Origin of the sequence: Limnohabitans planktonicus II-D5, assembly GCF_001270065.2 — a bacterium.
Classification (GTDB): domain Bacteria; phylum Pseudomonadota; class Gammaproteobacteria; order Burkholderiales; family Burkholderiaceae_C; genus Limnohabitans_A; species Limnohabitans_A planktonicus.
On record NZ_LFYT02000031.1, the window covers coordinates 1 to 16,710 of the forward strand.

Below are 16,710 nucleotides of genomic sequence, written 5' to 3' on the forward strand. Positions count from 1 at the left end.
GCAAAGCGCGAGGATGTTTACGCTGCTGCCCGACAGGCCAATCCGAACCGATGGTCCGCAACTGCACGCAATTGGCACCCGGTCAACGAAGTCCACCTCAATCCCCATACCCCTAAACCCACGGAGAACAAAAACTTACGAAAACCAGCCTGAACCACCAAAATAAATGCGACAACTAGCTTGAAAACGGCCGCCCGCAGGCCACCGTCCCGCACCCCTTTGTCCGCCCGGTAGGTCGGCACTCGAAGAGTCCGACGTCGTGTGCAGCGCGCCCACATTGCCTATTCGGGCTTGGGGTGTGTGCGGGCACATGTCGGGGTCTTCGACCACCGACCTACAACATGCCCGCAGTCACCATACCCAGATCTCCGTAGCCCACCGTCCCGTCACCCCGTTGTCATGCCCCGTAGGTCGGCACTCGCAGAGTCCGACGTTGGCTGAAGGCTCAATCGGCGAAGGGGTCTTTGAGCACCACATCGCTGACCGGATAAGCCACGCAAGGCAGGATGCAGCCTTCGGCTTTTTCTTCGGCGGTAAGGCCCGGCCAGTCCATCTCGTAGCGCACCTGGCCGCTGATCAGCTGGCCGATACAGGTGCGGCAGCTGCCCGAGCGGCAGGAACTGGGCCATTGCAAACCGCCTTGCTCCATCGAGTCGAGTAGAGACTGCTCGCGCCAGGCGTCAAAACTGCCGCCGTCGGGCTCAATGCGGGCGTTGAAAAACGGCAAGTCCTGGTGCATGGTCAGGTCGGTCCTTCAAAGATCAGTTTCCAGGCCGCGCCTTCTTTTTGCCAGTAAGTGCGCAGGTATTGGTGGGCCTGCAGGTTCTTCTGGTTGGGGTCTTTCATGGTCACCACCAGCGTGTCCTGCGCATCTTGCCAGCGCAGCACGGACACCAGCTGCAGGGGCTTGTTTTTGTAATGCCCCAGGGACAACTTGACCAATTTGGGCCACCAGTGGTCCAGATCCAATTCTTCGCGCTGAAAGCGGCTGCTGTAGTGCTGCTTCAAGACTTCGGGGTCGAGGCCGTTGCGCGCTTGCAGCCACTGGTCCAGCGTGGGTTTGAAATCCGCATAAAGGCTGGCCGTGCCACCGGCAGGAGCCCATTCGAGCTTGTCGGCAATGATCACGGGGGTCATGCGCAGGCCGGGCAAATTCAGCAGCTTTTCCATTTCAGGGTTGGCCAGCACCACGCAACCATCGGTGGATTCGGGTGCCCGGGTGTATTGCGCGCTGGGTGTGCCGTGCAGCCAGATGCCCGAGCCAGTTTTGTTGCGCATGATGTCGATGGCGCTGGGGTAGTTCAGCGTCAAGGCACCCACGCCAAACAAATCAGGCAAGGTGGCACCGGGCAGGTTTTTCTGAATGAAGTACACGCCCAGTGGGGTCTTGCCATCGCCCTCCTTGAGCTTGCCCACCCCGTTGATGCCTACGGAAACATAGGTTTCCTTGAGCAGTTCGAGCCGGGGCTTGCCGTCGTGCCCGGTGCGGTTGGCAAACCAGTAGAGACGCGAGCGCGAGGCGTCCACGGCGGCCACATAGGCTTGCTGGGGGTCAATATAGGTCAGGGCCGCCGGAATTTGTCCGTGCAGGGTGTGGGCCTCGGGGGGGCTGAGTCTGCGTTTGGCTTCCAGCACCAATTCTTCGAGGCGTTTGAGGGCTGAAGGGCGGGTCTCTTCATCGATCTCCTCGCCGTGAATGGGTTGGCGTGAGCTGATGTTGAGCAAGTCCGCATAGAGCAGCTGCCCGAGCTGGAAATTGGGAAACTGCGCGGCCAGGCTGGCTGCCGTGGCCAGGGCCTGGCTGCGCTCGCCCTGGCCCAATTGGGCGTAGATGCGTCTGACCAGGGTTTCCGGGTCGGGGCTGGCGGCGGCGGGCTGCTCTGGGCCAGGCTCAAATTCAATGCGCCAACGCATGGGGCCTGAGGTGGCTTGGGCGTTGGTCAACTCGATGGTGGCGTCAGGACCACCGTGGCGGGCCGCGACCCACCATGCAGCCAGGGCCAGGGCGCTCACCAGCAAGCTCGGCACAACCCAGCGCAGCAGCTTGGACCAAGCCAAAGCGTATGGCGCGGCACGGCGGCGGCGCTGCTTCAATGCCCTGAGCCAGCTCAATTGATGGTCTCGCGTGCAATCAGCCAGCGTTCACCCTGCTTGACCATCTCCAGCGTTTTGCGGCTGTTGCCCTTGAAGTTGTCTGATTCGTAAATTTGCTGAAATTGTGCCGTGGCCTTGTTGCCGTCGACGTCAATTTTGAGGTTGTTGGCCACCACAGAAATGCTTTTCTTGGACACGATGCGCACCTGACGATCACTTTCCCATTTGGCGCGTGGCTGCCGCTCAGCCCCGGTAAAAGTGCTGGTATAGGCCGCAAAGTAGCGAGGCATGTCTTTTTGGCTCCAGGCCTTGGCCCAGGCTTGCACGGCAGCGCGGACTTCGGCTTCCTCTGTTTTGGCGGCGGGACTGTTTTTGACCGCCACAGGCACCGCCGCAGCCGGGGTGGCTTGCGGTGCGGTGGCGGGGGCGGCTTGTTTGGCGGGTGCTGCCACAGCGGAGGGGGCAGCTTTGGGCTGCGCAGGGGCAGCTGTGGATGCCGTGGGGCTGGGTTTTGCAGGCATCACGCTCGAGGCCTGAGTGGCGACCGGGGCAGTTGCTACCACTGGGGCCACCACCGGAGCCACCCCAGGTGTCTGGGCGGGGGCTGAGGCGGGTAGGGTGGAGGCAGTCGCTGCTGAAGGGCCAGTTGTCTGTACACCGGGTTTTGTTGGCGATGGCGTCACCGTCGCAGGCAGGCTGCTGGCGCTGACTGGGCTGCGTTTGTCTGGCCCGATGCTGCCCAGCAAAGTCAGCTGTGGTGCGCTGATTTTGGCCTTGGGGTCGGCTTGCAAGGCCTTGGCATACGACTGTTTGGCCAACTGGCTGTGCACATCGGACAGGTTGCGGTGCGCGGCGGCATAGCTGGGGTGCGTTTGCAGGGCTTTTTCGAGGAAATTGCGAGACTCTTCCAGACGACCTTTGGCGGCAAACAGCACCCCAAGGTTGTTGTAGGCCTCGGACAGCTCAGGATGCGTTTCTGTGATTTTTTTGAAAGTTTCGATCGCTTTATCGGTTTGACCTTGTTGGGCCTGGATGACCCCTTCCATGAACTGGAACTGAACTTCTTTGGGGTTGGCTTGGCGCTCTTGTTGCACCAGCTTGAGTGCCTGCTCCAGTTGACCTGACTGAATGGCTTGCTTGATGGATTCCTGGCCCAGGGGCACTGCTTGTACCAGTTGTGCACCCATCAGTCCCAAGCCCAGTGCGGACCCGTGCACCCAATACTTTGATGGGCGTGGGATGGCAGATCGAAACTGCAAAAAGTGAAAAAACAACATGACCAAGCCAGCGATTTCTTAAACCAGAGATTTTAGCCAGTGATGACCTGTTCTGATTTGAATACTTTTGAACAACTTCGGCCTTGCGTCTGTTCTTTTTAGAGAGCTTGGGCGAGGGCAGGCCATCAATTTTTCCGAGCCACCCAATAAGTGGCCCCCTGGGGCCCATACCGCTCAGCGTGGGCCACGTTGCGTGCCAGATGAAATGCATCGCCTGGGCGCAAATGCCGGGTCTGCCCGTCTACCGTCAGCCAAAATTCCCCTTCGGTGACCAAGGCTTGCACATCAAAAGGGTGGGTGTGGGTGTCCAGCCAAGTGTTGGCCTCCCAGCGGCGCTCCAGCACTTCGTCAAAACCAGAGGCTTTCGCCGTTGAGGAAAAGGTGTCGAAATCGGGTGAGGTCATGGCCGGATTCTATGCAGCACCCCTGTGCCTGCATGAAACCCGCGTGACAGCCCCGACTTGGGGTGTTCTGCTTTTCAGTGGGCGGGCGCTGCGGACACGAAAGGTGGCTTTGCGGACCAAGCGGTCGGCAAGCTGAAAGACATGGGGGCGGCGCTAAACGGGTGCGCAAATGCCAATTCTTGCGCATGCAGCAGAAGCCGGGGGCTGAGCGCTTTGATGTCGGGCGGCGCATAAAGTGAGTCGCCCAGCATGGGGTGGCCAATGCTTTGCAGGTGTACGCGCAGTTGGTGGGTACGGCCCGTCACCGGCTCCAGTTCGACCAGTGTCGCGGAGGCACTGCTTTGCAAGGCGCGCCAGCGGCTGCGGCTGGGCTTGCCATCGGGGTGGATGATGTGAATGGGGCGGCGCTCCCAGTCGAGCAAGATGGGGCCGTCGATCGTGCGCCAGCCGTCTTCGTCCACAGTGGCCGTGGCCTGCGTTTGCAAGGGCTGTCCTGCGACCACCGCGACATAACGTTTTTTGACCTGCCGTGTCTCGAACAGCCGGCTCAGGCGGCGCTGTGCTTCGATGCCCCGGGCCATCAGCAGCAAGCCTGAGGTGTCCTGGTCCAGGCGGTGCACGATGAGCGCCTCAGGGTAGATGTCTTGAACGCGTTTGGACAGGCAGTCTTGTTTGTCCGGCCCACGGCCAGGCACTGAGAGCAAGCCGCTGGGTTTTTCAAGCACCAGCAGGTGCTCATCGACGTGGATCGGGGTCATGTCAAAAGGATCAGGAAACAACAGGCATGAGCAAGCGACCCACTGAAGGCGGGCGGCCAGACCTTGGCGGACAAATCAGGAGGGTTTTTTGCCGCGAGGCGCCACAAAAGTGGTCGGGGGCATGGGGCGGTCAGACGTCAAAGTCTTTGGCGGGGTGGTGTCTTTTTTTGGCTTTTTGGCCATTTTGTTGCTGCGTTGTTCGCCTTTGGCCATGGTGGCTTCCTCGGTGGATATCCCGGTTTGAGATGCTGTCGATGGTACGCCACAAAGCAAGCGAGTCATTCTTGCCGGGGCAGTATTTGTAGGTCGGCGGCCACAGCGCCAACAGGGGTCTGTGCTGTAGCCCACAATGCCAAGCAGAAGTTGACGACCTACGGGGCTGTGCCAAATTGGCGTCGTGCCAGGGTCCCCCGTAGGTCGGTGGCTTCAGCCCCGACATGCAGCCTGTGCCACGCCCGCTATGTCGGACCTGAAGGCGCCGACCTACGGGGGCGTATTTGGAGGTCGGCGGTCGAAGACCCCGACAAAGGCGTCAGCCCACCGGGTGGGCTGACGGGGCGATCACTTCACCTCGGTGACGAACTGTTCGACGGGACGGCGTACCTTTTTCAGGCCGACCAACCAGTCGCCTTCGGCGCGGTAGCCCAGTGGCACGATGACCACGCTGCGCAAGTTGCGGGCAGCCAGGCCCAGGATCTCGTCCACAGCGGCAGGCTCGAAGCCTTCCATGGGCGTGGCGTCGACTTCTTCAAAAGCAGCCGAGATCAGAGCAGCGCCCAGACCGATGTAGGCCTGACGGGCAGCGTGCTCAAAATTCACCTTGGGGTCGCGGCCGGGGTAATTGGCCAGCAGCATCTTGCGGTAGTTTTCCCAGCCTTCGTTGGTGCCACCGCGCTCGGCGTTGGTGAAGTCAAAGTAAGTGTTGATGCGCTCGGCGGTGTAGTTGTCCCAAGCGGCAAACACCAGCAGGTGCGAACCTTCGGTGACCTGGGCCTGGTTGTAGGCCTTGGGCTGGAGCTGGGCGCGCACGGCGGGGTTGCTGACCACGATCACCTCAAACGGCTGCAGACCGCTCGATGTAGGGGCCAGGCGGGCGGCTTCGACGATGCGGTCTACTTTGTCCTGGGGCACGACCTTGCTGGGGTCCATCTTTTTGCAGGCGTAGCGCCACTGCATTTTGTTCAGCAATTCGGACATTTTTTCCTTTTTGGGTGGGTGAAAACGGACCATTTTGTCGCAAAGATCAATCCACCGTCTGCCATGTGCCTGTTGGCAGGTCACGCAGGTGATACGGGCCAATGGCCGTGCGAATCAGGCGCAGCGTGGGCAGGCCCACGGCGGCCGTCATGCGCCGCACCTGGCGGTTGCGCCCCTCGCGGATGCTCAGTTCTAACCATGATGTGGGGATGTTTTGGCGCTCTCGTATCGGCGGGTTGCGCGGCCAGAGGTCAGCTGGCGGCTCCACGGCCTGGGCACGCGCGGGCAGGGTGGGGCCGTCATTCAGCGTCACGCCCCGGGCCAGGGCGGTCAGGGCTTTGTCGTCCACCAAGCCTTCGACCTGCACCAGATAGGTCTTCTCCATTTTGAAGCGCGGATCGGCAATGCGCGCCTGCAACTGGCCGTCGTCGGTCAGCAGCAGCAAGCCTTCGCTGTCGGCGTCCAGCCGCCCGGCCACGTACACGCCGGGCAGGTCGATGTGGTCCTTGAGCCCGCGCCAGCGCCCCTCGGGGGTGAACTGGCTGAGCACGCCATAAGGCTTGTTGAAACGGATCAGCATGAGGAGAGACAGGGGGGCAGCTTGGAGGGCGTGAGCGTAGCAGGTCGTGTGCTCTGAGGTCTGCAGGGTGGCTTCAATTTGCATCTTGTGGCACAAAGCCCTGCTGGCGATCAGAAGCTGGTTGACCACAATCCTTTCGCTTGCAGGGCAAGCTCCCACAAAATGCGCCCAAGGGGCAACACACTGCTCGGACTGCATCGGGCCGTAGCCATCATGTGTGGGTTAGCATCCCCCGCATGAGCACCCAATACGAATGCCTGAAAAGCGCCGACCTGTATGCCGAAGCCTTTGGCATCGCAGCCCCCCTCAACTTGCTGGACAAAGAAGTCTGGCCGCGCAAGCAGGGCTTTTTCATCCGCAAAGCGGTGTTGTCCAGCCCGGTGACTGATGAGTCGTCGCAGCCCGCCACGCCCGAAGCAGACGCGTCAGCCCCTGCACCCCAAGCAGCGCCGCTGGTCATGGAACTGGCTCAGGGCCAATTTGGCCTGGTGCCCACTTGGGTGAAGTCGACTTCGGACGCCAAACTGCGCTCCACCAAGTTGGCGGTCACTCGCTACGAAACCATGAGCACCTCCACCAACACCCGTGACACATGGCTCAGCGGCCAGCGCTGCATCATCCCCATGCAGGCGTTTTTGGAAGACGACTGGCGCAGCGGCAAAGCCGTGCCCACCCGTATCGCCCGGGTGGACGGCAAACCCATGGGCGTGGCCGGCTTGTGGGAACACTGGGCCAAAGACGGCGAAACCATCACCAGCTTCACCATGCTCACGGTGAACGCCAACAGCCATGCGCTCATGAACCGTTACCAGCAAAACGGCAACGAAAAACGCATGCCCGCCATCCTGAACGAAGGCAGCTGGGCCGCCTGGCTCAGCGCGCCAGTCGACAAGGCGCGCGAGTTCATGCGTGCCTATCCTGCCCACTTGTTGCTGGCCAATCCGGTGCAGAAAAGTAAAACTTAAGAACTGCCTATTCAATGGGCAATGTGTCCCAGGGCAAGCGGGATAAGGGTTTGCGAGGAAATCCCTGTGCTTGTCCACAGCTTCATGCACAGACGCACGGGACAACTTGCCAAGCGTCAGAGGGCTCTTTTTGTTGATCCGGCCCTGTGAAGTTTTCAATGCTCAATGATGTTGCAGGTCGGCGGCTTCAGCCCCGACATGGATCAGCGCCGAAGCGGGCTGTGTCGGACTCTGCGAGTGCCAACCTGCGATGGCCGTGTATTTGTAGGTTGGCGGCTTCAGCCCCGACAGGTATCGGTGCCAAAGCAGTCAGTGTCGGACTCTGCGAGTACCGACCTACAAGGGCCGTGTATTTGTAGGTCGGCGGTCGAAGACTCCGACAGGTATCGCTGCCGAAGCAGGCAGTGTCGGACTCTGCGAGTGCCAACCTGCGAGGGTCGTGTATTTGTAGGTCGGCGGTCGAAGACCCCGACGTGGATCGACGCCGAAGCAGGCAGTGTCGGACTCTGCGAGTACCGACCTACAAGGGCCGTGTATTTGTAGGTCGGCGGTCGAAGACTCCGACAGGTATCGGTGCCGAAGCAGGCAGTGTCGGACTCTGCGAGTACCGACCTACGAGGGGTGTGTATTCGTAGGTCGGCGGCTTCAGCCCCGACATGGATCGGTGCCGAAGCAGGCAGTGTCGGACTCTGCGAGTGCTGACCTGCGAGATGACATGTGTCACGCATTTCAAATTTCAGCGTGCCTGATCAAGAGGGCCTCTCAGAGTGAGGCCGCCAGCGCTGCGAGTTGGTCAGTGGCGATGCCCCAGCCGATGTGAAAGCCCATTTGGTCGTGTGAGGCGCAGTCTTCTGCGCTCCAGTGCCGGGCGCGGGCGGTGTAGCGCGTCTGGCCACCTTCGACTTCAAAAGTCAGCACGCAGGTGAAAAACGGTTTGGCCGAGGGTTGCCAGTCGCCCGTGTAAGCGTCAGTGAACACCAACCTCTCATCGGGCAACACCTCCAAATAAACACCCAGGTTGGGCACCTCGGTGCCGTCTGGGCCTTGCATCGTGATGCAGCTGGCCCCGCCGGGGCGCACATCCATCTCGGCGTGGATGGTTTTCCAGGGCGGCGGCGTGAACCACTGCACGATCAGTTCAGGCTCCGTCCAGCAACGAAACAAGTTGTGGCGCGGCACATCGATCAGCCGCGTGAGCACCAACTCACGGGTATCGGCAGCGGGGGAATTTGCGGTCATGAATGGCATCCTGTAAGGGGTGGAAGGCGGTGGACAGGCGGCTGCCTGTTGAACAGGCACAGTGTGCCAGACCGCATGGAATCAGGGTTTGCGCGGATGTCCACGGCCTTGTCCACAGCTTCATGCACAGACGGACGGGACAACTTTCTTCACAGCGTCTGCCGGTACCGCTCCAACATCTGTGCCTGCGTTTCGGCTTCAATCTCTTCGCCCTTGAAGGCACGAATCTGATCGCGCATCATCTCGCCCATGCTGGGCAATTGCACCCGGTCGGTGTGGCGAGAGGCGTCCCACAGCTGTGATCGCATCAGCGACTTGCCGCAGTGCAGATACACCGACTCCACCGACACGCGAATCGCCAGTGCTGGGGTGCGCCGGGGGTCTGCACACAGCGCCAGGTCGGCCGGGTCGGTGGACAGCACGGCGCGGCCATTGACGCGCAAAGTCTCGTCAAAACCCGGCACCAAGAACAGCAAACCCAGCCGCCCAGTGGCGATGATGTTCTCCAGCGTGTCCAGCCGGTTGTTGCCAGGCGCATCTGGCACCAAGAGCGTCTGCGCGTCGAGCACCTTCACAAAACCCGGCTCACCCCCGCGAGGCGACGCGTCCATGTGCCCGTGCGCATCGCTGCTGGCCAGCACCACAAACGGCGACAAGCCAATGAACTGCATCGCATGTGCGTCGAGTGCCGGGATTTCCTTTTTTAGCGAACGCTCACGGGCGGGGCCGAAGAGCTGGCGCAGGGCGGGGAGGGTGGTGATGTGTGTGGCGGTCATGGGCGGGTGCTGTGTTCAGGCGAAATACCCAAATTGGGTGGGTTCATGCCCAATTTGGGTTGGTTGAGCGCGGGGCACGATCCATAGGTGGTTGCGCTTTTGCGAAATCGTTTTGATCCGGCGGTGGATTTGACGGCATGAGACAGCTCATAAAGCCGAATTGCTGAAAGTTCCAACCCATTGGGCCAGCAGAGTGCACCGGCATCGACAAAACACCTTGAAAAATAAGCCGGGTCACGCAAAGCCTCCAATAATGGGCCTTGATGGTCGGCTAAGTACCGGGCTCCATCAAAAACGCCCTGCGTAGGGTGGCTGAAGGTCAGTTCCAACTGATGGGCTGCAATGGTCTTTACGTCAAGCAACTTCATCACGGTCGGCTTCTTGTATGCGGTCAAGGGCTTCAAAGTGTATGCGCTTTGAGCACTTGCATGAGCACTTTGGGCTGTTGCTCCGCAATCGTGATCAGGGTCTGCGCTGCGCCGCTGGGTTGTCGGCGACCTTGCTCCCAGTCTTGCAAGGTGCGCACAGAAACGCCGAGCAGGCTGGCGAATTGGCTTTGAGAGAGGCCGGATTTCAGCCTGGCCTTGACGACGGGTGGTACGTCAATCTTGGCGACGACTTTGCCTTTGCCAGCTTTGATGTCGCGCACGGCTTGCAACAGCTCCGCGCCAAGGTCACGTTGGGCGTCGCGTTCTTGGAGTTGTTTTTCAGTCAGCGGCATTTTCAAGCTCCTGTTTCAATTGCCTCAAAACATCGGAGGTGATGTTGTCTCGCACCGATTTGCCATAAATGAGCATCAACCAGACTTCCCCGTTGGCCGTACGGTTGAAGTAGATCACGCGGCTTCCGCCGCGTTTGCCCATGCCCGGCCTCGACCAGCGAGTTTTCCGCACGCCACCCGATCTCGGCACCACGTCACCGGCTTCGGGATTGAACGCGATATGCGCGAAGAATTCATCTTTTCTTTTTCTGTCCAATAGTCAGACCATTGGCTTTGGAAGAGAGGCGATTCGACGATGGTGAGCATGCGTGAAATCCTGTGTGATCATACGGCTTTGCCGTATTTTGTGACAACGGTAAGTCGCCATTTTCAGTGAGCTAAAACCCCGACCCCAGCTCACTCAAAAACGCCCGCTCCTCGGGCGTGGACGGGCGGCCGAGGATGGCAAAGATTTGGAATGAAAGGGTGGGGGTAGCGGCCAAAGCGATTGATGATGGCTTGGTGGCGCTGCTCGAAGCGCAGGGTGTCTTCCATGCGCGGTTGCGCAAACAAGAGGGCGGCTTGGGTGTGCACCAGGGCGGATTCGCTGTGCATGTAGGGCATATAGGCAAAGCTGCGCTGCGCCAAAGGCAGGCTGCGGTCTTGCCCACTGGCCACCAGCTCTTGCGCCAGCGCCAAGGCCAGCGCGTCTTGCGCAAAGGCTTGGGGGGTGTCGCGGTACACATTGCGCGAGAACTGGTCGAGCACCAAGACCTCGGCCAAACGCCCCTCGGGCGTGGTGCGCCAGCTCATGCCGTTTTGACTTGGTATTTGGCAATGACTTCATTCAAGAGGATGGCTTGCACCTCACCCCGGCGATAGGCCGAAAGACGTGATTCGGCCTCTTGTGCCCATTGCGCATCCAGGGAGTCGTCCCGCTCTTCCAATGTGTCCAGTATCTGATCGACCATAGCCATGCGCTCCTCGGGGGGCAGTTGTAATCCTTGATCGCAGAATTGTTTGGCGGTTGGCATGTGGGACTCCAAAGGGCGATGGGAAAGTCAGTTTAGCGAAGCTCAGCGCACATGGAAATTTAAGCCGTTATCTGAACCAAGTTACGCAGCATGGTCGCATCACAGCGCGAGGGTTAAAACCCCGACCCCGGCTCACTCAGAGACGAAGGAATCGAGCTGAATTTTCAGTGTGGGCAGGGCTGTTTGCAACGTGTCCCAAACCACGGCCAGGTCGATGTCGAAATAACCGTGTGCAATGCGGTTGCGCATGCCGCGCATGCTTCGCCATGGAATTTCTGCATGCTCTGCGGCAAATTCAGGGTGCTGGTCCATGACCTTTGTGGCCGCTTCACCCAAAACGATCAAGCTCATCACCACCGCCTGCTGGGTGCGCTTGTCCTGCTCGAAATCGGGCTGCGCCATGCCTTCTGTGAAGGCCTGTGCGTCAGCGATCGCTTGGCGCATGTGGCCCAAGTAATCGGGCAAACGGTTGATCTTCATAGCGGGCGGGCTTCTTGCATCACCGCATCCCGAAACTTGGGCGGCAAGTCTTTGGGTGTGAGCACATCCACGGACACACCCAACAAGGTTTGCAATTCGTCTTGCAAGCCACCCAGATCAAACAGCGTGGTGCCGGGCAGAGGGTCTACCAACAAATCCAAGTCGCTGCCATCAATGTCATCGCCGTGTAAAGCCGACCCAAACACGCGCGGGTTCGCCACGCGATAACGGGCTGCGGCTTGGCAGACGGCGTCGCGGTGTTGGCTGAGTGCTTGGGATGGTCGCATGGGGTGTAGTTTAAAGCGATTGACCAGCGCTGCCCATTCAAGGGAGATGGCTCAAAACCCCGACCCCGGTTCACTCAAAAACGCCAACTCCTCGGGCGTGGACGGGCGGCCGAGGATGGCGTTGCGGTGGGGGTAACGGCCGAAGCGATTGAGGATGGCTTGGTGGCGCTGCTCGAAGCGCAGGGTGTCTTCCATGCCTGGTTGCGCAAACAAGAGGGCGGCTTGGGTGTGGACCAGGGTGGACTCGCTGTGCATATAGGGCATGTAGGCAAAGCTGCGCTGCGCCAAGGGCAGGCTGCGGTCTAGCCCACTGGCCACCAGCTCTTGCGCCAGCGCCAAGGCCAGCGCGTCTTGCGCAAAGGCTCCGGAGGTGTCGCGGTACACATTGCGAGAGAACTGGTCGAGCACCAAAACCTCGGCCAAACGCCCCTCGGGCGTGGTGCGCCAGGCAAACAACTCACACCGCGCAGCCGCGGCCAGCGTGGCGCCGAAGCGGGTGCGGATGGCTTCGTCCAAGGCGGGGTCTTTGGCGAAGTGGTGCTTGGGGGTGAGTTCGGTGAACCAGAAGTGGAGGATGGAGTGGGGTTGCATGTGAACAATGCTCCAGCTGCAGGCGGCGCTGTCGAGAACGCCAGCGCTGTCGCGGGCATGGCTGTTCAGTCAGGGGATTGAAGGGCGATCAAAACGCGTTGGGCGGCGGCGATCAGATCGGTGACCAGGCGTGCATCGACATCCATCATGCCTTCGTACTCGCCCAGGTTGCGCTTGTTGTGACACAAGTCCAGCACCCGCCAAACCTCAGGCCCCAGCCCCAGTGTGTGGGGCAATGCCTGAAAGACGATGTAGCGGTTGCTCGGGCGAAAGCCTTTCTTTCGCAATGCAGCCAAACACAAGGCGTGTGCAGCGTTGTAGGCCAGATCAAAGCGGCTTTCCAACGCCAGTGTGGCGCTGGCTGCATCGATCAAGCGGGTGCTGCCCGTTCGCAGCAAGCCTGCGATTTCGGCGGCGTCGGGTGGCTCAGCTTTGAGCGAGCCGCTGGGGCCGCTCAGGTTTTCAAGTGGGGTGGGTGGGCTCATGTTGCGGTGACTCCTCCTGGCCGATCAGCCATATCTTTGGCTGTTGCATCACGCGGTTGATGAAGGCATTGTCACCCAGCTGGCGGGCTTTGAAGTCGGTTGCTGAGTAAATGGCAGGGTTGATTGGGCGCCCAAGTGTTTGGCTGGCGGGCTCCAGCACCGCAAACACATCGCCATAGCCCAGCGTGTCGCTGACCAGCAGCACATCCACATCGCTGGCGCTGGTGTCTTGCTGCTTGGCCATGGAGCCAAACACAAACGCCAGCGAAATTTGCGCCGCAATCGGCAAAAGTGCCGTACGCAGCACATCGGCCAGACCCATGGTTTTGAGCACCAGAGCGCGCAACTCGGCAAACACGGGCGAAGCTGCGTTGGCCTGAAAGTGTTTTTGGTTGCCCTGTTTGCGCACCGTGAGCAAACCCGCTGCAGCCAGATCGGCCAATTCGCGCTGCACGGCCCCTGCGCCCGACTGAGCCAAGCCAATGACTTCGTTGGTGTAGAAGCTGCGGTCCGGCGCAACAAACAGCACGGCCAGCACGCGCTGACGCACCTTTGAAAACAGCGCGTCGGCGATGGAAGAGGTGATTGAAGTGGCATTCATACCCATAATGGGTTTGATCATACCTTATTTGGGTATTTTTTGGAGTGTCAGAGCATTTGAGTTGTTAGGAGCTAAAACCCCGACCGTCTGCGTATAGCGTGTGGGTTTATTGTTTCAAGCCACCCGCTTCAAAGACAGCTTGACGGTGTAACCCAACTTCGCCGCCACATTGACGAGTGCGTCGAGCGTGAATTTGTGGGTGCGGCCCTTCACCAGATCGTTCATGCGCGGTTGGCTGATGCCTGCGCGTTGTGCGGCCTCGGCTTGGGTGATGTCGAGTTTGAGGATGACCTTGCGGATGTGCGAGACCAAATCGGCACGCAGCAGCAGGTTTTGTGCTTCGGGTTCGGCAAAGCCAAGGTCGTGAAAAACGTTGTCGCTGCCAACGACCATTTTCAGTTTGTTGCTCATGACTGTTTGCCTGCCTTTCTTGTGTTCAGCAATGCTTTGTAACGGTTGTGCGCTAACTCCAAATCGGGTGCGGCGGTCTTCTGTGTCTTCTTGACGAAAGCATGAAGCACATAGACCGCCACTGAAAACTTGGCCGCGTAAATCACTCTGTACTGGTTGCCTGATCGCACCCAGATCTCGAAAACGCCAGCGCCCACGGTCGTCATGGGTTTGAAGTCGCTGGGCATCAAACCGTTTTGAATCTGTCGCAACTCCGTACCCACCATGGCCCGAGCTTCATCGGGGAATTCTCTGACCGCATTGAGACTGGTGCCTAGCCAATGGATGCGTTTCATTTTATATCCGTTTTGATAATTTAGGGTGTTGCAATTGTCTTAACAATAAACGATTGGCTTGGGTCCGTCCAAGGCTAAACCCCCGACCCTGGCTCACTCAAAAACGCCAGCTCCTCAGGCGTGGACTCGTCACCAGCGACTTGCGGGCCAAGTCGTCGAGCGAGCGGCTGTGCACATCGCGCCGAAAAATCGACTCGTACAAGGCTGTGTGCTCGCCGTCGGCCAGATAGGCTGTGGCCTCGGACGGCAAGCAAAAACGCCCCGATTGCAAACCGGTGGGTGCCAACAACAGGCCGTTGATTCGCACGCTGGTTTTGCGCGCACGCGTCAGCTGCACGCGGTGAAAGGTCTGGCCCGGGGCCAGCTCAAGAATGGGTGGATGCAGGTCTTTGAATTCCATGGAAAGAGGCAGTCAATGCCCCTCTGCCGTTGCCAGATCGATCACGCGCTGGGCGGGTGTGCCTTGCTCCAATGCGGTGCGGGGTGACTGGCGGTCGAGTGCCGGGTGCGGGCTTTCCAGGAAAGCCAGCAGTTGCCAGCCGTCGGTCGAGGCCAAGGCAGCAGCCATGGGCGCGATGACCGGAAAGATGAACGGCTCGAACTGCCAGCGGGGCAGCTTGTAGCCCCGGCGCAGGTGCGACACGCCAATGCAGCGGCCGCTTTTGATCCAGGCGTTCATGGTCACGCGGGTGGTGCCCGACAGGGTGGCTGCTTCGTCGGTGGTGATCATGTCGGCAGCCTGGATGCGTTGCAGCCGGTACTGCGCCCCAAAGCGCAGCAGCGCCTTGGTTTGTGCCGCTGAGGCGTAATAGTCTTGCCCGTTGTCTTTGTCTTGGGGAATTTCAGGGGCGGCCGAAAGGGGGAAGGTGAGCGTGTTCAAGGTGTTCTTCCTGGTGCACCCGCTTGACCAACAAAACGGGGTCAGCACCCACGATGCTGGCCCCGTGATTTTAGGAAAATTCGTAAAGTTCGTTATCTTGTTGAGATCGTTTCTGATCACGCAGCGGCTTTGACGGCATGAGACAGCTCATACAGGCGAGCGGCTGAAAGTTCCAGCCCGTTGGGCCAGCAGAGTGCACCGGCATCTACAAAGCATCTCGAAAAATAAGCCGTGTCACGCAACGCCTCCAATAATGGGCCTTGGCGGTCGGCCAAGTACCGGGCTCCATCAAAAACGCCCTGCGTATGGTCGCTGAAGGTCAGTTCCAATTGATGGGCTGCAATGGTCTTTACATCAAGCAACTTAATCACGGTCGGCTCCTTGTATGCGGTCTAGAGGTTCGAAGTGTTGGGCTTTTTCCCAATTATTGAGCAGTTCCGTTTGGTGAAGCAGGCACCAGTCTTTCACAATGCTGGCTACTTTTCGTGGAAGCTCGCCTTGCGAGATCAAGCCGGTTTCAATCGCGACCTAAGCCTCAAACCCTTGGTACTCCAGATGGATATGCGGTGGCGGGTGATCATCGTGCCACATGCGCACGATGATTCCGAAGAAGATGGCAATCGTTGGCATGGATCACACTCCTAAGCGCGGGAGGCACGCCGCATCAATCGACTCGGGGTGTTGGGCAATGGCGGGATGCATCGGGCAAGTTTAGCGAGGTTCTGTGGCCAAGGGTATTCAGGCCGATGTCAAAACCATGATGATCTTAAAACCTCGACCCCGACCCCGGCTCCCTCAAAAACGCCAGCTCCTCGGGCGTGGACTCGCTGTGTCAATAACCCGGAAGTAAGCAAAAATCCAAGTCCACTTAGAATGTGCAGAATTCTGCAATGTCATAGGAGCCGGTCATGGGTTTTTCTGCCAGCGATGTCGTGCCATTCACGCAAGCACGCTCCCATCTGTCCGAGCTGGCCGACCAGGCCAAGGCCGGGGCAGAGAAGATCATCACCAAAAACGGCGAGAGCTACGTCGCACTGATCGACTCTGACCGACTCGACTACTACCACCGCCTAGAGCGCGAACGCATTCACCTGCTGCTGATCGACGACGCCAAGCGTGGCTTGGCCGACATCACCGCAGGCCGCACGTTTGAAGCGGACGCCGCGCTGGCCCAGCTGCAACAGCAGCGCAAGACCGCCATCAAACTCCCTGCCAAGCAACGTGGCTGACCCGTTGTACCGGGTCGAGCTGACCGCCAGCTTCCTGGAGCGCCTTGAATCCATTGAGGCGTTCCTGGTGGAGGCTGACGCTGGCTTTGCGTTCGATGACTTGCTGGCCGAGCTTCGCGCCACGGTCATCCCGAACCTGCGGCGCTTTCCGCGCATGGGGCGGCGCTACCTGGCCAACCCGCCCCAGTCGACCGAGGCGCTGGCGCTGCTGGCGGCCATGCCTGCGGGTGCGCCGGATGCGCTGCGCGAATACCTGCATGGCGACTATCTTGTGCTCTACGCAGCCATGGAAGCCCAAGAGACGGTTTACCTGCTGTCCATTCGGCATCACCGGCAACTTTCGTTTGATTTTGCGCGGCTGTGGCCATCGGCACCTGAACGCTAGGG

The 16,710-nt window shown here is 59.8% G+C and carries 27 protein-coding genes and 1 pseudogene; 3 read left to right on the plus strand and 25 right to left on the minus strand.

The genetic code is table 11. From position 1 onward, the window contains the following. Positions 1-445 precede the first annotated feature (445 nt). The 7 genes from H663_RS37800 to H663_RS37830 all read right to left on the minus strand — a co-directional run bounded on the left by H663_RS37800 (position 446) and on the right by H663_RS37830 (position 6,310). A complete protein-coding gene (locus tag H663_RS37800) occupies positions 446-739 on the minus strand; it encodes a 2Fe-2S iron-sulfur cluster-binding protein (RefSeq protein ID WP_053174436.1) in 294 nt (97 codons plus the stop codon). A gap of 2 nt (positions 740-741) precedes the next feature. Continuing rightward, positions 742-2,112, minus strand: a complete 1,371-nt coding sequence (locus H663_RS37805; protein WP_133240062.1) for a L,D-transpeptidase family protein — start codon at positions 2,110-2,112, stop codon at positions 742-744. Further along, a complete protein-coding gene (locus H663_RS37810; RefSeq protein WP_053174441.1) occupies positions 2,109-3,371 on the minus strand; it encodes a nuclear transport factor 2 family protein in 1,263 nt (420 codons plus the stop codon). Before H663_RS37810 ends, H663_RS37805 begins: the two co-directional genes overlap by 4 nt. Positions 3,372-3,496: 125 nt before the next feature. Continuing rightward, positions 3,497-3,775 (minus strand): cupin domain-containing protein, encoded by a 279-nt coding sequence (locus H663_RS37815; protein ID WP_053174444.1) that lies wholly within the window; start codon positions 3,773-3,775, stop codon positions 3,497-3,499. Positions 3,776-3,849: 74 nt separating this feature from the next. Then, a complete protein-coding gene (locus H663_RS37820; protein ID WP_053174447.1) occupies positions 3,850-4,533 on the minus strand; it encodes an RluA family pseudouridine synthase in 684 nt (227 codons plus the stop codon). Between the two features lie 561 nt (positions 4,534-5,094). Beyond that, entirely contained in the window at positions 5,095-5,730 is a 636-nt protein-coding gene (locus H663_RS37825; RefSeq protein WP_053176797.1) for an NAD(P)H-dependent oxidoreductase, read from the minus strand. Positions 5,731-5,776: 46 nt separating this feature from the next. Then, positions 5,777-6,310 (minus strand): pseudouridine synthase, encoded by a 534-nt coding sequence (locus H663_RS37830; protein WP_053176799.1) that lies wholly within the window; start codon positions 6,308-6,310, stop codon positions 5,777-5,779. A gap of 236 nt (positions 6,311-6,546) precedes the next feature. Here H663_RS37830 and H663_RS37835 point away from each other — a divergent pair, with 236 nt between their 5' ends. Next, complete coding sequence (locus H663_RS37835; protein WP_053174450.1) at positions 6,547-7,275, plus strand: SOS response-associated peptidase; 729 nt, start codon at positions 6,547-6,549, stop codon at positions 7,273-7,275. A gap of 762 nt (positions 7,276-8,037) precedes the next feature. Here H663_RS37835 and H663_RS37840 read toward each other — a convergent pair. The 18 genes and pseudogenes from H663_RS37840 to H663_RS42550 form a co-directional block, all read right to left on the minus strand. Next, positions 8,038-8,514 carry an SRPBCC family protein gene (locus H663_RS37840; RefSeq protein WP_053176801.1) on the minus strand — a complete coding sequence of 159 codons (477 nt, stop codon included), beginning with the start codon at positions 8,512-8,514 and terminating at the stop codon, positions 8,038-8,040. Positions 8,515-8,663: 149 nt separating this feature from the next. Next, entirely contained in the window at positions 8,664-9,290 is a 627-nt protein-coding gene (locus tag H663_RS37845; RefSeq protein WP_053174454.1) for a pyridoxamine 5'-phosphate oxidase family protein, read from the minus strand. Continuing rightward, the gene (locus tag H663_RS37850; RefSeq protein WP_116695927.1) at positions 9,287-9,658 is read right to left on the minus strand and encodes a DUF2442 domain-containing protein; all 372 of its coding nucleotides are present in this window, start codon (positions 9,656-9,658) and stop codon (positions 9,287-9,289) included. Before H663_RS37850 ends, H663_RS37845 begins: the two co-directional genes overlap by 4 nt. Before the next feature lie 32 nt (positions 9,659-9,690). Further along, entirely contained in the window at positions 9,691-10,011 is a 321-nt protein-coding gene (locus H663_RS37855; protein WP_053174462.1) for a helix-turn-helix domain-containing protein, read from the minus strand. Further along, a complete protein-coding gene (locus H663_RS37860; protein WP_240620565.1) occupies positions 9,998-10,267 on the minus strand; it encodes a type II toxin-antitoxin system RelE/ParE family toxin in 270 nt (89 codons plus the stop codon). The genes H663_RS37855 and H663_RS37860 overlap by 14 nt, the downstream gene beginning before the upstream one ends. Before the next feature lie 140 nt (positions 10,268-10,407). Then, complete coding sequence (locus H663_RS37865) at positions 10,408-10,803, minus strand: DUF924 family protein (protein ID WP_053174463.1); 396 nt, start codon at positions 10,801-10,803, stop codon at positions 10,408-10,410. Next, positions 10,800-11,024, minus strand: coding sequence for an addiction module protein (locus H663_RS37870; RefSeq protein ID WP_053174464.1), 225 nt, complete (start codon positions 11,022-11,024; stop codon positions 10,800-10,802). Before H663_RS37870 ends, H663_RS37865 begins: the two co-directional genes overlap by 4 nt. Before the next feature lie 132 nt (positions 11,025-11,156). Continuing rightward, positions 11,157-11,504, minus strand: coding sequence for a HepT-like ribonuclease domain-containing protein (locus H663_RS37875; protein ID WP_053174465.1), 348 nt, complete (start codon positions 11,502-11,504; stop codon positions 11,157-11,159). Then, a complete protein-coding gene (locus H663_RS37880; protein WP_053174467.1) occupies positions 11,501-11,791 on the minus strand; it encodes a nucleotidyltransferase family protein in 291 nt (96 codons plus the stop codon). The genes H663_RS37875 and H663_RS37880 overlap by 4 nt, the downstream gene beginning before the upstream one ends. A gap of 51 nt (positions 11,792-11,842) precedes the next feature. Beyond that, complete coding sequence (locus H663_RS37885) at positions 11,843-12,382, minus strand: DUF924 family protein (RefSeq protein ID WP_053174469.1); 540 nt, start codon at positions 12,380-12,382, stop codon at positions 11,843-11,845. Between the two features lie 65 nt (positions 12,383-12,447). Then, the gene (locus H663_RS37890) at positions 12,448-12,867 is read right to left on the minus strand and encodes a hypothetical protein (protein ID WP_053174473.1); all 420 of its coding nucleotides are present in this window, start codon (positions 12,865-12,867) and stop codon (positions 12,448-12,450) included. Continuing rightward, positions 12,845-13,468, minus strand: a complete 624-nt coding sequence (locus tag H663_RS37895) for a nucleotidyltransferase domain-containing protein (RefSeq protein ID WP_240620566.1) — start codon at positions 13,466-13,468, stop codon at positions 12,845-12,847. The genes H663_RS37890 and H663_RS37895 overlap by 23 nt, the downstream gene beginning before the upstream one ends. 114 nt (positions 13,469-13,582) lie before the next feature. Beyond that, on the minus strand, positions 13,583-13,879 hold the full coding sequence (locus H663_RS37900) for a helix-turn-helix domain-containing protein (protein WP_053174479.1): 297 nt from the start codon (positions 13,877-13,879) through the stop codon (positions 13,583-13,585). After that, entirely contained in the window at positions 13,876-14,214 is a 339-nt protein-coding gene (locus H663_RS37905; RefSeq protein ID WP_053174486.1) for a type II toxin-antitoxin system RelE/ParE family toxin, read from the minus strand. The genes H663_RS37900 and H663_RS37905 overlap by 4 nt, the downstream gene beginning before the upstream one ends. A gap of 97 nt (positions 14,215-14,311) precedes the next feature. Then, positions 14,312-14,614, minus strand: coding sequence for a hypothetical protein (locus H663_RS37910; protein WP_053174489.1), 303 nt, complete (start codon positions 14,612-14,614; stop codon positions 14,312-14,314). Positions 14,615-14,626: 12 nt separating this feature from the next. After that, on the minus strand, positions 14,627-15,094 hold the full coding sequence (locus H663_RS37915; RefSeq protein ID WP_053174492.1) for a DNA-binding protein: 468 nt from the start codon (positions 15,092-15,094) through the stop codon (positions 14,627-14,629). A gap of 116 nt (positions 15,095-15,210) precedes the next feature. Beyond that, complete coding sequence (locus H663_RS37920; protein WP_053174495.1) at positions 15,211-15,465, minus strand: DUF2442 domain-containing protein; 255 nt, start codon at positions 15,463-15,465, stop codon at positions 15,211-15,213. Continuing rightward, a pseudogene (locus H663_RS42550) lies at positions 15,458-15,724 on the minus strand (DUF4160 domain-containing protein). The gene H663_RS37920 and the pseudogene H663_RS42550 overlap by 8 nt, the downstream one beginning before the upstream one ends. A gap of 278 nt (positions 15,725-16,002) precedes the next feature. On the opposite strand from H663_RS42550, the gene H663_RS37930 reads away from it, so the two are divergent. Both H663_RS37930 and H663_RS37935 read left to right on the plus strand, forming a co-directional pair. Then, complete coding sequence (locus H663_RS37930; RefSeq protein WP_053174497.1) at positions 16,003-16,323, plus strand: type II toxin-antitoxin system Phd/YefM family antitoxin; 321 nt, start codon at positions 16,003-16,005, stop codon at positions 16,321-16,323. Then, positions 16,316-16,708, plus strand: a complete 393-nt coding sequence (locus H663_RS37935; RefSeq protein ID WP_053174500.1) for a type II toxin-antitoxin system RelE/ParE family toxin — start codon at positions 16,316-16,318, stop codon at positions 16,706-16,708. The genes H663_RS37930 and H663_RS37935 overlap by 8 nt, the downstream gene beginning before the upstream one ends. Positions 16,709-16,710 lie beyond the last annotated feature (2 nt).

What these genes read in the sequence shown, in the direction of transcription:
- H663_RS37800 (WP_053174436.1), bottom strand. Translation starts at nt 739, where the DNA reads ATGCACCAGGACTTGCCGTTTTTCAACGCCCGCATTGAGCCCGACGGC.
- H663_RS37810 (WP_053174441.1), bottom strand. Translation starts at nt 3,371, where the DNA reads ATGTTGTTTTTTCACTTTTTGCAGTTTCGATCTGCCATCCCACGCCCA.
- H663_RS37815 (WP_053174444.1), bottom strand. Translation starts at nt 3,775, where the DNA reads ATGACCTCACCCGATTTCGACACCTTTTCCTCAACGGCGAAAGCCTCT.
- H663_RS37820 (WP_053174447.1), bottom strand. Translation starts at nt 4,533, where the DNA reads ATGACCCCGATCCACGTCGATGAGCACCTGCTGGTGCTTGAAAAACCC.
- H663_RS37825 (WP_053176797.1), bottom strand. Translation starts at nt 5,730, where the DNA reads ATGTCCGAATTGCTGAACAAAATGCAGTGGCGCTACGCCTGCAAAAAG.
- H663_RS37830 (WP_053176799.1), bottom strand. Translation starts at nt 6,310, where the DNA reads ATGCTGATCCGTTTCAACAAGCCTTATGGCGTGCTCAGCCAGTTCACC.
- H663_RS37835 (WP_053174450.1), top strand. Translation starts at nt 6,547, where the DNA reads ATGAGCACCCAATACGAATGCCTGAAAAGCGCCGACCTGTATGCCGAA.
- H663_RS37840 (WP_053176801.1), bottom strand. Translation starts at nt 8,514, where the DNA reads ATGACCGCAAATTCCCCCGCTGCCGATACCCGTGAGTTGGTGCTCACG.
- H663_RS37845 (WP_053174454.1), bottom strand. Translation starts at nt 9,290, where the DNA reads ATGACCGCCACACACATCACCACCCTCCCCGCCCTGCGCCAGCTCTTC.
- H663_RS37850 (WP_116695927.1), bottom strand. Translation starts at nt 9,658, where the DNA reads ATGAAGTTGCTTGACGTAAAGACCATTGCAGCCCATCAGTTGGAACTG.
- H663_RS37855 (WP_053174462.1), bottom strand. Translation starts at nt 10,011, where the DNA reads ATGCCGCTGACTGAAAAACAACTCCAAGAACGCGACGCCCAACGTGAC.
- H663_RS37865 (WP_053174463.1), bottom strand. Translation starts at nt 10,803, where the DNA reads ATGAGCTGGCGCACCACGCCCGAGGGGCGTTTGGCCGAGGTCTTGGTG.
- H663_RS37870 (WP_053174464.1), bottom strand. Translation starts at nt 11,024, where the DNA reads ATGCCAACCGCCAAACAATTCTGCGATCAAGGATTACAACTGCCCCCC.
- H663_RS37875 (WP_053174465.1), bottom strand. Translation starts at nt 11,504, where the DNA reads ATGAAGATCAACCGTTTGCCCGATTACTTGGGCCACATGCGCCAAGCG.
- H663_RS37880 (WP_053174467.1), bottom strand. Translation starts at nt 11,791, where the DNA reads ATGCGACCATCCCAAGCACTCAGCCAACACCGCGACGCCGTCTGCCAA.
- H663_RS37885 (WP_053174469.1), bottom strand. Translation starts at nt 12,382, where the DNA reads ATGCAACCCCACTCCATCCTCCACTTCTGGTTCACCGAACTCACCCCC.
- H663_RS37890 (WP_053174473.1), bottom strand. Translation starts at nt 12,867, where the DNA reads ATGAGCCCACCCACCCCACTTGAAAACCTGAGCGGCCCCAGCGGCTCG.
- H663_RS37895 (WP_240620566.1), bottom strand. Translation starts at nt 13,468, where the DNA reads ATGAATGCCACTTCAATCACCTCTTCCATCGCCGACGCGCTGTTTTCA.
- H663_RS37900 (WP_053174479.1), bottom strand. Translation starts at nt 13,879, where the DNA reads ATGAGCAACAAACTGAAAATGGTCGTTGGCAGCGACAACGTTTTTCAC.
- H663_RS37905 (WP_053174486.1), bottom strand. Translation starts at nt 14,214, where the DNA reads ATGAAACGCATCCATTGGCTAGGCACCAGTCTCAATGCGGTCAGAGAA.
- H663_RS37910 (WP_053174489.1), bottom strand. Translation starts at nt 14,614, where the DNA reads ATGGAATTCAAAGACCTGCATCCACCCATTCTTGAGCTGGCCCCGGGC.
- H663_RS37930 (WP_053174497.1), top strand. Translation starts at nt 16,003, where the DNA reads ATGGGTTTTTCTGCCAGCGATGTCGTGCCATTCACGCAAGCACGCTCC.